This window comes from Pseudomonas sp. stari2 (assembly GCF_040760005.1).
In the GTDB taxonomy this organism is placed as follows: Bacteria; Pseudomonadota; Gammaproteobacteria; order Pseudomonadales; family Pseudomonadaceae; genus Aquipseudomonas.
The window spans coordinates 2,797,542-2,813,541 of sequence record NZ_CP099760.1; the positions used below are offsets into that span (position 1 = coordinate 2,797,542).

The 16,000-nt window shown below is 63.9% G+C and carries 1 protein-coding gene (running past one end of the window); it reads left to right on the forward strand.

Annotated elements, in window-relative coordinates:
- Nucleotides 1-16,000, forward strand: partial view of an amino acid adenylation domain-containing protein gene (locus tag NH234_RS12820; protein WP_367256797.1) — the 5' portion only. 269 nt of this gene lie beyond the right edge of the window; the window shows 16,000 of its 16,269 coding nt (coding positions 1-16,000); it begins with the start codon at nt 1-3; its stop codon lies beyond the right edge, outside the window.

Genomic DNA, 16,000 nt, shown 5'->3' on the forward strand with positions numbered 1-16,000 from the left:
ATGCAATTTCGCGAGCTGATGGCTGTTATTTCCACCCATGCGATCCGCCTTCAACAGGACGATGAAGACCTGGTCATTCTGGGCGACGACGAGGCGCTGGACGACGCGCTTTGGGACAGCCTCGCCAAACACAAGGCGCAGTTGCTGGAACTGGTGGCGAGCCATGGCGGCGACTGGTCGAGCCCGGCGCTGCGCATCACCCCGGACATGCTGCCGCTGGTGCAACTGGATCAGCCAGCCATCGACCGCATCGTCGCCACCGTGCCGGGCGGCGTGGCGAATGTGCAGGACATCTATCCGCTGGCGCCGTTGCAGGAGGGCATGCTGTATCTGCACCTCGCGGCTGGCGAAGGCGATCTGTATGTGCAACAGGCGCAGTTCACGTTCGACAGTCACGAGCGCCTCGACGCGTTTGCCCAGGCCTTGCAATGGGTGATCGATCGTCACGACATTCTGCGCACCTCGTTTGTCTGGGAGCGCCTGGACGAACCGGTGCAAGTGGTCTGGCGCCAGGCGCCGCTGGTCTGCGAAGAGGTGGAAGCCGACACGTCCACGGACGTGTTCAGTCAGTTGCAGGCGCGTTATGACGCCCGCCACCTGCGCCTCGATCTGCAACAGGCGCCGCTGCTGCGCCTGGTCTATGCACGGGATCCGGCGCAGGGGCGGATCGTTGCGTTGCTGCTGTTCCATCACATGATCATCGACCACGTCGCGCTGGACGTGGTGCGCCGGGAAATCCAGGCCTGGCTGCAAGGGCAAAGCGAACACGTCGCGCCTGCGGTGCCGTTTCGCAATCACCTGGCGCGGGCGCGCATGGCGCTCGATGAGCAGGCCCACGAAACGTTCTTCCGCGAGATGCTCGGCGATATCGACGAGCCGACATTGCCTTGGGGATTGCAGGATGTTCAGGGCGGCGGACAGGACTTCGAAGACGCGCAACTGACGCTCAGCGACGAATTGAACCTGCGACTGCGCACGCAGGCACGGCAACTGGGCGTGAGCGTGGCGAGCCTGATGCACCTGGCACTGGCGCGGGTGTTGGGCCAATTGTCCGGGCGCACCTCGGTGGTGTTCGGCACCGTGTTGCTGGGGCGCATGGAGGCGGGCGACGGTGGTGAGCAGGCGCTGGGCATGTTCATCAACACCTTGCCGCTGCGGGTTGATGTCGGTGCGCAAAGCGTCCACGACGGCGTGCTCGCCACGCACCGACGGCTGAGCGCCTTGCTCGCCCATGAACAGGCTTCGCTGGCACTCGCCCAGCGTTGCAGCGCGTTGAATGCGCAGACGCCGTTGTTCAGCGCCATGCTCAATTACCGTCACAGCGCTGTCGGTGATGTTGCCGCGGTGATCGAACTGGCCCCCGGCGTCCAGGTTCTGAGTGGCAAGGAACCGACCAACTATCCGTTGACCCTGAGCGTCGATGACCTGGGCAGTGGTTTCCGGTTGTCCGCCATCGCCCCGACCAGCATCGGTGCCGAACGGGTCTGCGCCTATGTGCAAACCGCACTCGACGCCTTGCTCGATGCCCTGGAGCAATCGCCCCAGACGCTGATCAACCAGTTGCCGATTTTGCCGGAGGCCGAGCGTCAGCAATTGTTGCTGGGCTTCAATGACAGCCGCGTCGAGCTCGATCTGCAACAGACCGTTCATGGCCTGTTCGAGGCTCAGGTCGAGCGTTCGCCGCAGGCCGTTGCATTGCAGGCCGATGCCCAATCACTGACGTATGTTGAACTCAATACCCGGGCCAATCGCCTGGCTCACCGGTTGCGTGAGCTGGGTGTCGGGCCGGATACGCCGGTGGCGATCTGCGTCGAACGCGGGCCGGAACTGGTGATCGGCCTGCTGGGCATTCTCAAGGCCGGCGGCGCTTACGTGCCGCTGGATCCGGCGTACCCGGCGGAACGTCTGAATTACATGCTCAAGGACAGTGCTCCGATGGCGCTGCTGGCGCACGGCGCGACCCGGGCGCTGTTTGAGGCGGGTAGCGTGCCGTTGCTCGATTTCGATCAGGATCACTGGCAGGACTACCCCGATCAAAACCCTCAGGTGCCGGGCCTGAATGTTTCGAACCTGGCCTACGTGATCTACACCTCGGGTTCCACCGGTACGCCGAAAGGGGTGATGGTCGAGCACCGTGGCCTGGGCAATCTGCTTCATTGGAGTTCGCAGGTGTGCCCGCCCGTGGCGGACGGCGCCCTGTTGCAGAAAACCCCTTACAGTTTCGACGCCTCGGTCTGGGAGCTGTTCTGGCCGCTGACATCGGGTCTGCGTCTGGTACTGGCGCGCCCCGACGCGCACTTCGAACCGGCGTACTTGACGCAAGTGGTGCGCGAGCAGCGCATCAGCGTGATCCAGTTCGTGCCGGCGCTGCTGCAACAGTTCCTCGACGTGGAAGACGTCAGCCAATGCACCAGCCTCACGGATGTGTTCTGTGGCGGCGGCGAGCTGACGCCGGCGTTGGCCCGTCAAGTACGCGAGTGTCTGCCGCAGGTGCGCTTGCATAACGTCTACGGCCCGACCGAAACCACGGTCGACAGCACGGTGTGGACGCTGGAGCCGTCGATGCTGGTGCCAGAGATTTTGCTGCCCATCGGCCGTCCCGTCAGCAACACCCGTTTGTACATTCTCGACGACCAACTGCAACCGCTGCCGCTGGGCGTGGCCGGCGAGCTGTACATCGGTGGCGTGCAGGTGGCGCGTGGATACCTGAATCTTGCGTCGCTCACCGCCGAGCGTTTCCTCGACGATCCGTTCAGCGATCAGCCGAACGCGCGGCTGTACCGCACCGGCGACCTGTGCCGCTATCGGGCCGACGGCAACCTCGAATACCTCGGTCGCAACGACGATCAGGTGAAGATTCGCGGCTTGCGTATCGAACTCGGGGAAATCCAGGCGCGGCTGATGCAACTCGACACCGTGCTCGCCGCCGAAGTGCTGGTGCGCGAAGACTTGGCCGGCGATCCACGGCTGGTGGCGTATTACAGCGGCAAGCCGCTGGACATCGGTGTACTGCGCAACCATCTGCTGCAGCAGTTGCCGGAATACATGGTGCCGACGGCATTCGTCCATCTCGACGCCATGCCCCTTGGTCCCAACGGCAAACTTGACCGCAAGGCCTTGCCGGCACCGGATCAAAGCGGCCAGTTGCTGCGCAGGTATGAGGCACCGGTCGGTGATGTGGAATGCCGAATCGCCGAGATCTGGCAGACCCTGCTGAACGTCGAGCAGGTCGGTCGACACGACAATTTCTTTGAACTGGGCGGCCATTCCTTGCTGGCGGTGAAACTGGTGGAGCGCATGCGCCAGCAGGAATTGAGCTGCGACGTGCGGGTCCTGTTCGGCCGGCCAACCGTGGCGGGACTGGCGGCAACCCTGGGCGAGTCGTCCGGTGTTCAAGTACCGGTCAATCGCATCACCCCTGATTGCCGATACATCACGCCAGACATGCTGCCTCTGGCCTCACTCGATCAGGCCGGCATCGACCGGATCGTTGAAAGTGTCCCCGGTGGCGTCGCCAACGTGCAGGACATCTACGCTCTGGCACCTTTGCAGGCGGGGATTCTGTATCACCACATGGCGGCGACGACCGGTGATCCTTACGTGTTGCAGGCGCAGTTCGTGTTTGACGGGATCAAGTCGATCAAGGCGTTCGTCCGTGCCGTCAACGTGGTGATCGCGCGCCATGACATCCTGCGCTCCAGCGTGGTCTGGGAAGGCCTCGAAGAGCCAGTGCAAGTGGTCTGGCGTGCGGCGCCACTGGCGCTTGAGCGGGTGGATGACAAAGCACTGGAAGGTGACGTGTTGCAACAGATGCAGGCGCGTTTCGACCCGCGTCACTACCGTCTGAATCTGGGCCGCGCACCGATGATGCGTTTTGCCTACACCGAGGATCCGCAGCACAAGCGCTGGGTCGGCATCCTGCTGATGCATCACCTGATGCTCGATCACACCGCGCTGGAAGTGCTGGTGAGCGAGATGAACAGCGTGCTGCACGGTCACGCCGCCGAACTGGCGACCCCGGTGCAGTACCGCAACTACGTCGCGCAGGCCCGACTCGGCGCGGATGTCGAGGTGCATGAAGAGTTTTTCCGCGACATGCTCGGCAACATCGACGAGCCGACCCTGGCGTTCGGCGTGCAGGACGTGCACGGCGACGGCAGCGCGGTGGTCGACAGCCAACTTACGCTGGACACCGCGCTGGCCTTGCGTCTGCGCGAGCAGGCACGGCGGCTCGGCATCAGCGTGGCGAGTCTGGCGCATCAGGCCTGGGCGCAGGTCCTGGCGCAGATTTCCGGCCGGGACGAGGTGGTGTTCGGCACGGTGCTGCTGGGTCGGATGCAGGGCGGCGAGGGCGCGGACCGGGCGTTGGGCCTGTTCATCAACACCTTGCCGCTGCGCGTCAGCGTGACCGCCACGGCGGTGCGCGACAGCGTGCTCGCCACCCATGAACGGCTGGCGCAATTGCTCGCGCATGAGCAAGCGTCACTGGCACTGGCCCAGCGTTGCAGCGGGATTTCGGGGGCGTTGCCGCTGTTCGGCACGTTGCTCAACTATCGCCACAGCGCACCGCAGGCTGCCGGCCTGACCCTGGACGGCATTGAATTGCTCAGCTCCCGCGAGCGCAGCAACTATCCGTTGGTGGTCAGCGTCGACGACCTTGGCGAAGGTTTGCGTCTAAGTGTGCAAGCGGTGCCGGGCATCGATGGTGCGCGGGTCTGCGAGTACATCAATATTGCTTTCGACAGTCTGGTGCAGGCACTGGAGTGGACGCCGCAACTGGGCGTCGATCAGTTGACGATTTTGCCTCCGGAAGAGCGGCGGGAGTTGCTGGTCGGGTTCAACGCGACCCAGCGGGATTATCCGTCGGACTCGACGGTTCACGGTCTGTTTGAGCAGCAAGTGAAACGGCATCCGCAAGCTGTGGCTGCGGCGCATGGCAACACCGCGTTGAGCTATGAAGAACTGAATCAATGGGCCAATCGCCTGGCCCATCATCTCATCGGGCAGGGCGTACAGCCGGGCGACCCTGTGGCGATCCTGCTGCCGCGTTCGCTGGATCTGCTGGTCGCGCAACTGGCGATCGGCAAATGCGCGGCGGCTTATGTGCCGCTGGACATCAACGCGCCGGCCGAGCGTCAGGCGTTTATGGTCGAGGATTGCGGAGCGAAAGCGCTGTTGACCTTGAGCACTGAAACGGTTGATTACGACGTACGCCGGATCGATCTCGATGCGCTGAAACTCGACGCGCAACCGACGCACAACCCGGACCTGCCGCAGTCTTCGGAATCCGTGGCCTACATCATGTACACCTCCGGCTCCACTGGTACACCGAAAGGTGTGATGGTGCCGCACCGGGCCATCGGCCGGCTGGTAATCAACAACGGTTATGCCGATTTCAATCCGCAGGATCGCGTGGCGTTCGCCTCCAACCCGGCGTTCGATGCGAGCACCATGGATGTCTGGGGACCGTTGCTCAATGGCGGGCGCGTGGTGGTGATCGATCACGACACCTTGCTTGATCCAAACGTGTTCGGACAGACATTGGCGGCTTCGGGCGTCACGATCCTGTTTGTCACCACTGCGTTGTTCAACCAGTACGTGCAGTTGATCCCCGAGGCACTGAAGGGCCTGCGCATCGTGCTCTGTGGTGGCGAACGCGCCGATCCGGCAGCCTTCCGCCGCTTGCTGGCCGAGGCGCCGGAGCTGCGCATCGTCCACTGCTACGGCCCGACCGAAACCACCACTTACGCCACGACGTTTGAAGTGCGTGAAGTGGCAGAAGATGCCGACAGCGTGCCGATTGGCGGGCCGATCTCCAACACCCAGGTCTACGTGCTCGACGCCCGTCAGCAACCGGTGCCGATGGGCGTGACCGGCGAGTTGTATATCGGCGGGCAAGGCGTGGCGCTGGGCTACTTGAATCGCCCGGATCTGACTGCCGAGAAATTCCTGCAAGACCCGTTCGGTGATCAGCCAGGAGCGCTGCTGTATCGCACCGGCGACCTCGCACGCTGGCTGGCACCGGGGCAACTGGAATGCATCGGGCGCAACGACGATCAGGTGAAAATCCGTGGTTTCCGTATCGAACTCGGAGAAATCGAAAACCGCCTGCAGAGCTGCGAAGGGGTCAGGGAAGCCATCGTGCTGGCCCGTCAGGACGGCCAGGAACCGCTGCGTCTGGTGGCGTATTTCACGGCCGATGAAGGCGTCGACAGCGCCAGTCTGCGCGAACAATTGCAGGCACGCCTGCCGGAATACATGGTGCCCTCGGCCTGGGTGCAGCTCGACGCCTTGCCACTGAACAACAACGGCAAAGTCGACCGCAAAGCCTTGCCGCTGCCGGCTCCGGGCGCCTGGCTCAGCCAGGCATACGAAGCTCCGCAAGGCCCGGTGGAAACCGCACTGGCGAAAATCTGGGCAGATGTCCTCAAACTGGAAAAGGTCGGTCGCCACGACAACTTCTTCGAACTGGGCGGCCATTCGCTGCTGGCGGTGAGCCTGATCGAGCGCCTGCGACGGATCGGCCTGAGCACCGACGTGCGCGTACTGTTCAGCCAGCCAACCCTGGCCGCGCTGGCGGCAGCGGTGGGCAGTGGTCGCGAAATCGAAGTGCCGGCCAACCGTATTCCTGCTGATTGCACTCACATCACCCCGGACCTGCTGAGCCTGACCGAACTGGATCAGGCCGGTATCGACCGGATCGTCGCCACGGTGCCGGGCGGCGCCGCCAACGTGCAGGACATCTATCCGCTGGCGCCGCTGCAGGAAGGCATCCTTTATCACCATTTGAGCGCGGAGCAGGGCGACCCGTACCTGCTGCAATCGCGTCTGGCCTTCGACAGTGTCGAGCGCCTGCGCACCTTCACCGACACCTTGCAGCAGGTCATCGCACGCCACGACATCCTGCGTACCAGCGTTGTCCACGAAGGCCTGGCGACGCCTCATCAAGTGGTGTGGCGCCACGCCGAACTGGTGGTTCAGCACGTCGCGCTGGATTCAGCAAACGGCGACATCCTTGAACAGTTGCACGAGCGCTTCGATGCCCGTCACTACCGCCTCGACATCAGCCAGGGGCCGCTGCTGCGCATGGTGTATGCCGAAGATCCGAAGCAGCAGCGTGTGGTGGCGATCCTGCTGTCTCATCACCTGATTCTCGATCACACCGCGCTGGAAGTGATCGTCGATGAAATGCGCGGTGTGATGTTCGGTGAGATCGACCACCTTTCAGCGCCGATTCCCTATCGCAACTATGTGGCCCAGGCGCGCCTGGGGCTCAGCGAGCAGGAACACGAAGCGTTTTTCCGCGAGATGCTCGGCGACATCGACGAGCCGACCCTGCCGCTGGGGCTGCGGGATGTGCAGGGCGACGGTCATGGCATCGAAGAAGCGCTACAACCGGTAGCGGCCGAGCTCAATGTGCGTCTGCGTGAACAGGCACGGCAACTGGGCGTGAGTGCCGCCAGCCTGATGCACCTGGCCTGGGCGCAAGTGCTGGGCGTGCTGTCGAACCGCCGCGATGTGGTGTTCGGCACGGTGATGATGGGGCGGATGCAGGGCGGCGACGGCGCCGACCGGGCGCTGGGGGTGTTCATCAACACCCTGCCGCTGCGCATCGATGTCGGCGTCGGTGCGCGGGACGGGGTCAAGGCAACTCATGCGAGACTGACCGCGCTGCTGGGGTATGAACATGCCTCGCTGGCGCTGGCCCAGCGTTGCAGCGGTGTCGCGCCATCGTCGCCGCTGTTCAGCGCCTTGTTCAACTACCGTCACAGCGCCCCCGCGCAGCCGTCGCAGAACGGCCAGGGCATCTGGGAGGGCGTGCAGAAACTCGGTGGCGAAGAGCGCACCAACTACCCGCTGACCCTGAGCGTGGACGATCTGGGTGAAGGGTTTGCCTTGTCGGCTCTCGCCGTCAGCCAGATCGGTGCGCAACGGATTTGCAGTTACATGCACACCGCGCTGGAACAACTGGTGCAGGCGCTGGAACAGACGCCGCAAAAACCGTTGAACCGCTTGCCGATCCTTTCGACTGCGGAACTGGAACGTCTGGTCGAGGGCTTCAACCCCCCGGTCACGGCCTATCCCCGTGGTGCAACGATTCACTCATTGGTCGAGGCCCAGGCCCAGCGTTACCCGAATGCCCTCGCCGTGATTCAGGGCGCGCAACAACTGACCTACGGGCAGCTCAATCAACGCGCCAATCAACTGGCCCATCACTTGATCGGCCTCGGCGTGCAACCGGACGACCGCGTCGCCATTTGCGTGCGTCGCGGCCCGCAGATGCTGGTCGGGCTGTTGGCGATCCTCAAGGCTGGCGCCGGTTATGTGCCGGTGGATCCGGCGCATCCGGCGGAGCGTATTGCCTACCTGTTGCAGGACAGCGATCCGGTGGCCGTGCTGGTCCAGGCCTCGACCCGGGATCTGCCGGGCATGATGCCGGTGATCGATCTGGACAGCGACGCCTGGCAACACCTGCCCGACAGCAACCCGCAACTGCCGTACCTGACCCCGGCAAATCTGGCGTACGTCATCTACACCTCGGGCTCCACCGGCCAGCCGAAAGGCGTGATGGTCGAACACGCGACTTTGGAAAACCTCGTGCACTGGCACGCCGAAGCCTTCGACCTGCACGCCGGCAGCCACACCGCCAGCGTTGCCGGGTTCGGTTTCGATGCGATGGCCTGGGAAGTCTGGCCGGCGCTGTGCGTCGGCGCGACCCTGCACCTGCCACCGGAATCAGTGAGCAATGAACACCTGGACGAATTGCTCGACTGGTGGCGGGCGCAGCCGTTGCAAGTCAGCTTCCTGCCGACCCCGGTGGCCGAATACGCCTTCAGCCGCGAGTTGCAACACCCGACCCTGCGCACCTTGCTGATCGGCGGCGACAAGCTGCGCCAGTTCAACCGTGCGCAGAGCTTTGCGGTGATCAACAACTATGGCCCGACCGAAGCCACGGTGGTCGCTACCTCCGGGCCGGTCGAAGTCGGTCAGCCGCTGCACATCGGCCGGCCGATGGCCAACGCCCGCATCTATCTGCTGGATGAGCAGCAACGCCCGGTGCCGGTGGGTGTGACAGGGGAGTTGTACGTCGCAGGCGCCGGCGTGGCGCGGGGTTACCTGAACCGTCCAGAAATGACCGCCGAACGCTTCCTCGCCGATCCGTTCAGCGACCAGCCGCAGGCGCGGATGTACCGCACCGGCGACCTCGCACGCTGGTTGAAGGACGGCAATATTGAATACCTGGGCCGCAACGACGATCAGGTGAAACTGCGCGGCGTGCGGGTCGAACTGGGGGAAATCGAAGCCGCGCTGGCCAGCCATCCGACGGTGCAGGACGCCGTGGCGCTGGTGCGCGACGGGCAGTTGCTGGCGTGGTTCACCGAGCGTGCACCGGCCGATATCGAAGCCCTGCGTAATCATCTGCAAACGCTTCTGCCGCAAGCCTTGATCCCGGCAGCTTACGTGCGACTCGACGCCTTGCCGCTGACCGCCAACGGCAAACTCGACCGTAAGGCCTTGCCGGAACCGGATCAGAACGCCTGGCTCAGCCGTGAATACGAAGCTCCGCAAGGCCCGGTGGAAACCGCACTGGCGCAGATCTGGGCCGACGTCCTGAAACTGGAAAAGGTCGGTCGCCACGACAACTTCTTCGAACTGGGCGGCCATTCGCTGCTGGCCGTCAGCCTGATCGAACGTCTGCGCCAGATCGGCCTGAACACCGACGTGCGTGTGCTGTTCAGCCAGCCAACGCTGGCTGCGCTGGCCGCTGCGGTGGGCAGCGGTCGTGAGATCGAAGTACCGGCAAACCGCATTCCTGCTGATTGCACCCATATCACCCCGGACTTGCTGAGCCTGGCGGAACTGGATCAGCCGAGCATCGACCGCATCGTTGCCACAGTGCCCGGCGGCGCTGCCAACGTGCAGGACATTTATCCGCTGGCGCCGTTGCAGGAAGGCATCCTTTATCACCACTTGAGTGCCGAACAGGGCGATCCTTATTTGCTGCAATCGCGGCTGGCCTTCGACAGCGTCGAGCGTGTGGAAGCGTTCGCGGCGGCGCTGCGTCAGGTCATTGCCCGCCACGACATCCTGCGCACGGCGGTGATCTGGCAGGAGCTGGCCGCGCCGATGCAGGTGGTGTGGCGTCACGCCGGACTGGCGGTGCAGGAGATTGTGCTCGACCCTGCACAGGGCGACATCCTCGAGCAATTGCACGGGCGTTTCGATGCCCGTCATTACCGCCTCGACATCAGTCAGGCACCGTTGCTGCGTCTGGTGTATGCCCGTGATCCGGCCCATGACCGGGTGGTCTCGATGTTGCTGTTCCACCATGTGGTGATGGATCACACCGCACTGGACGTGGTGCAGCACGAAATGCTCGCCTGCCTGCAAGGGCGCGAAGCCTCGCTGGGCGCGGCGGTGCCTTATCGCAATTATGTGGCGCAGGCGCGGCTGGGTGTCAGCGAGCAGGACCACGAAGCATTCTTCCGCGACATGCTCGGCGACATCGACGAGCCGACCTTGCCGTTCGGCTTGCAGGATGTGCAAGGCGACGGTCGCGACATCGAGGAAACGCAACAGGCCCTGACAGCTGCAACCGGTCAGCGTCTGCGCAGCCTGGCCCGGCAACTGGGCATCAGCGTGGCCAGCCTGTTCCACCTTGCGTGGGCGCAGGTGCTGGCGGCGACGTCCGGGCAGGAACGGGTGGTATTCGGCACGGTGCTGATGGGCCGGATGCAAGGCGGCGAAGGGGCCGACCGGGCGCTGGGCATGTTCATCAACACCTTGCCGCTGCGGGTCGATCTTGGTGAAACCCCGGTGCGCGAAGGGGCTCGGGCGACGCATGCGCGCCTGAGCGCATTGCTCGGTCATGAGCACGCTTCGCTGGCGCTGGCCCAGCGTTGCAGCGGTGTGGCCGCGCCGTCGCCGCTGTTCAGTTCGATGCTCAACTACCGGCACAGCGCCGACGAGGCGCAGCAGCAAAACCTGCGTCAGGCCTGGCAAGGCATCGAGACCCTGAGCAGCGAGGAGCGCACCAACTATCCGCTGAGTCTGGGCGTCGATGATATGGGCAACGGTTTTGTGCTCACGGCCATGACCCCGGCGAACATTGGTTCACAGCGGATCTGCGACTACATGCAGACCGCGCTGGAGAAACTGGCGGATGCCCTGGAACAGGCGCCGGATCAGCCACTGAATCGCTTGCCGATCCTTGAAGGCGCAGAACGTCAGCAGGTGCTGTACGACCTTAACGTCACCGACACCGCAGACAATCTGGAGCAAACCGTTCACGCACTCTTCGAAGCGCAAGTGCAACGCACGCCGCAAGCCATCGCGTTGCAGGCCGGCGAACAGCGGCTGACCTACGCCGAACTCAACGCTCAGGCCAACCGTCTGGCCCATCACCTGCGCGAACTGGGCGTGGGGCCGGATTCGCGTGTGGCAATCTGCGTCGAGCGCGGGCTGGAACTGATGGTCGGGCTGCTCGGCATCCTCAAGGCGGGCGGTGCCTATGTGCCGCTGGACCCGGCGTACCCGGCGGAGCGTCTGGACTACATGCTCAAGGACAGCGCCCCGGTGGCGGTGCTGGTGCATGGGGCGACTCGCGCATTGCTTGACGAAAGCACGGCGCTGGTGATCGATCTGGATCAGGATCACTGGACATTCAACCCGGAAGACAACCCGCAAGTACCGGGCCTGAGTGGTTCGAACCTGGCCTATGTGATCTACACCTCCGGCTCTACCGGGGCGCCGAAAGGCGTGATGGTCGAGCATCGCGGCGTCGGCAACCTGCTGCACTGGAGTTCGCAGCTGTGTCCCGTCGTGACGGACGGCGCACTGTTGCAGAAAACCCCGTTCAGTTTCGATGCCTCGGTCTGGGAGCTGTTCTGGCCGTTGAGCACCGGGCTGCGGCTGGTGCTGGCGCGTCCAGAAGGACACCGCGAGCCGGTGTATCTGGTGCAGGTGATTCGTGAGCAGCGGATCAGCGTGATCCAGTTTGTGCCGGTGTTGCTGCAACAGTTCCTTGAACAGGACGATGTCAGCCAGTGCAGCAGTCTCACCGATGTGTTCTGTGGTGGCGGCGACCTGACACCGGCGCTGGCGCGCCTTGTGCGCGAGCGTCTGCCGCAGGTGCGCTTGCACAACGTTTACGGCCCGACCGAAGCTACGGTCGACAGCACGGTGTGGACGCTGGAACCGTCGATGCCGGTGCCGGACGGCGTCTTGCCGATCGGACGGCCGATCAACAACACCCGTCTGTATGTACTGGATGCCGCCGAGCGGCCGGTGCCGATGGGCGTCATCGGTCAGTTGTTCATTGGCGGTGCCGGGGTTGCGCGGGGCTATCTGGGGCTGCCGCAGTTGATGGCTGAACGGTTCATCCCGAGCCTGTTCGTGGCCGGCGATCGGTTGTATGCCACGGGCGACCTGGTGCGCTACCGCGCCGATGGCCAGCTCGAATTCATCGGGCGCAACGACTTCCAGGTCAAGCTGCGTGGTCTGCGCCTTGAACCGGGTGAAATCGAAGCGCAATTGCTGAGCCATCCGGCCCTGCGTGAAGCCGTGGTGCTGGTGCGTGAAGAACGTCTGGTGGCGTACTTCACCTGGCACGCCGAGGTCGGGCAACCGGGGATCGAGGCGTTGCGCGAACACTTGCTCGCACGCCTGCCGGACTACATGGTGCCGTCGGCCTTCGTGGCGCTCGACAGCCTGCCACTGAGCCCCAACGGCAAGGTGGATCGCAAGGCGTTGCCGGCTCCCGGCGCCGAGTCGGTGCTGGTGCGCGACTACGAGGCTCCGCTTGGCGAAACCGAAATCGCCCTGGCCCGGTTGTGGGTAGAGGTGCTGAACGTCGAGCGGGTTGGACGTCACGATCACTTTTTTGAGCTGGGCGGTCACTCGCTATTGGCGGTGAGCCTGATCGAACGCATGCGCCAGATCGGCCTGAGTACCGATGTGCGCGTGCTGTTCAGTCAGCCGACCCTGGCCGCACTGGCTGCGGCCGTGGGCAGCGGTCGCGAAATCGAAGTGCCGGCCAACGGCATCGCGGTCGATTGCTCCCGCATCACTCCAGAGATGCTGACGCTGGTCACGCTGGATCAGGCCGCCATCGACCGCGTGGTGTCCAGCGTCCCGGGCGGCGCCGCCAACGTGCAGGACATCTATCCGCTGGCGCCGTTGCAGGAAGGCATTCTTTACCACCACTTGAGTGCGGGAGAAGGCGATCCCTACCTGTTGCAATCGCGTATCGCGTTCGACAGTCTTGAACGTGTGCAGCGTTTCAGTGCGGCATTGCAACAGGTCATCGACCGCCATGACGTGCTGCGCACGGGTGTGGTGTGGGAAGGCTTGAGCGTGCCAGTGCAAGTTGTGTGGCGTCAGGCTGAACTGGTGGTGCAGGAGGTCGTGCTGGACCCTGCGGCCGGCGACATCCTTGAACAGTTGCACGCCCGATTCGATGCCCGGCATTACCGCCTCGACATCGCCCAGGCGCCGTTGCTGCGTCTGGTGTATGCCCGGGATCCGGCCCGTGGCCGGGTGGTAGCGATGCTGCTGTTCCATCACATCGTGCTCGACCATACCGCGCTGGAAGTGGTGCGCCATGAAATGCAGGCTTACCTGCGCGGGGCTGATGAGCCGTTGCCGGCGGCGGTGCCGTATCGCAATTACGTGGCGCAGGCTCGGCTGGGTGTTTCCGAACAGGAGCACGAAGCGTTTTTCCGCGACATGCTCGGTGACATCGACGAGCCGACCCTGCCGTTCAGCCTGCGCGATGTGCGCGGCGACGGACGCGGCATCGAGGAAGTGCAGCAGGTACTCGACAGCGGCCTGAACCTGCGCCTGCGCAGTCAGGCACGGCAGATGGGCATCAGCGTGGCCAGCCTGTTCCACCTTGCGTGGGCCCAGGTATTGGCGGCGACCTCCGGGCAGGACAACGTGGTGTTCGGCACCGTGCTGATGGGCCGGATGCAAGGCGGCCAGGGAGCCGACCGTGCACTGGGCATGTTCATCAACACCTTGCCGTTGCGGGTTGATCTGGGTGACACCCCGGTGCGTGAAGCGGTCAAGGCGACGCATCAGCGTCTCACCGCACTGTTGGGGCATGAGCATGCTTCACTGGCACTGGCCCAGCGTTGCAGCGGGATCGCGGCGCCGTCGCCGTTGTTCAGCGCGATGCTCAACTATCGACACAGCCACGGTTCCGAGCATGCGGACAGCGTGGTTCAGGCCTGGCAGGGCATCGAGACCTTGAGCAGCGAAGAGCGCACCAACTACCCGCTGAGCCTGAACATCGATGACCTGGGCAATGGTTTCTCGCTGATTGCCATGGTGCCGGCAGACATTGGCGCGCAGCGGATTTGCGGTTACATGCAAACGGCGTTGATGGTGTTGGTGGAGGCGCTGGAGCAGGCACCGACGCAGGCGATGAATCGCTTGCCGGTTCTTGAGAGGGTAGAGCGGCATCGGCTGTTGTTGGACTTCAACGCGACCGATGTCGGTTATGACCTTCAGCAAAGCATTCATGGTTTGTTCGAGGCGCAGGTCCTGCGGTCGCCGCAGGCTGTAGCGGTGCTTTCCGGTGAGCAGCGGCTGAGTTATGCCGAGCTGAATCAGCGGGCCAATCGTCTGGCCCATCATTTGCGGGGGCTGGGCGTCGGCCCGGATGCGCGGGTGGCGATTTGCGTCGAGCGCGGGCTGGAAATGGTGGTCGGGTTGCTGGCGATTCTGAAGGCCGGCGGCGGTTATGTGCCGCTGGATCCGGCATATCCACTGGAGCGACTGGCCTACATGCTGGAGGACAGTGCGCCGTCGGCGGTGCTGGTGCAGGGTTCGACCCGCTCGTTGCTGGGTGAAGTCGCGGTGCCGGTGGTCGATCTGGATCACGACACCTGGCAATCGTTGTCGGCGGACAACCTTTACGTCGATGGACTGACCCCGCAACACACGGCCTACGTGATTTACACCTCGGGCTCCACCGGTCAGCCGAAAGGCGTGATCAACGAGCACAGCGGGGTGGTCAACCGCTTGCTTTGGATGCAGGACGCTTATCGCCTGACGGCTGAAGATTCAGTGCTGCAAAAGACACCATTCAGCTTCGACGTCTCGGTGTGGGAGTTCTTCTGGCCACTGATGACTGGTGCGCGACTGGTCATGGCCCGTCCGGGCGGTCACAAGGATCCGCTGTACCTGAGCGAAGTGATCGAGCAAGAACGCATCACCACGCTGCACTTTGTGCCGTCGATGCTCGACGTGTTCCTTGCCCATGGCGATACCGCGCGTTGCCACGGTTTGCGTCAGGTGATGTGCAGCGGCGAAGCGCTACCGGGCAGTCTGGTGCGGCGCTTCAAGCAGCAATTGCCGGGGTCTGGATTGCACAACCTGTACGGTCCGACCGAAGCGGCCGTGGACGTCACGGCGTGGGATTGCGCTGGGCCGTTGGAGCAAACGCCAGACAACACGCCAATCGGCAAACCGATCGCCAACACCCGGATGTACATCCTTGATGCCCAGCAACAACCGGTGCCGCAAGGTGTGGTCGGCGAGTTGTACATCGGTGGCGTGCAGGTAGCACGGGGTTATCTGAATCGTCCTGAACTCAGCGCCGAGCGGTTCCTCAACGATCCGTTCCAGCCAAACGGCCGCCTGTACCGCACCGGCGACGTCGCCCGTTACCTGGCCGACGGCAACATCGAATACCTGGGCCGTAACGACGACCAAGTGAAGATCCGCGGTTTGCGCATCGAGCTCGGGGAAATCCAGTCCCGCCTGACCGACATCGGCGGCGTGCAGGAAGCAGCGGTGCTGGCTCGCGAGGATGTGCCGGGGGACAAACGCCTGGTGGCCTATTACACCGGGGCCCGACTGGAAATCGATGTGCTGCGCGGCCATCTGCTGGAGCACCTGCCGGACTACATGGTGCCGGCGGTGTTCGTGCACCTTGATGCGCTGCCGCTGAGTCCGAACGGCAAGCTCGACCGCAAGGCCTTGCCGGCGCCGG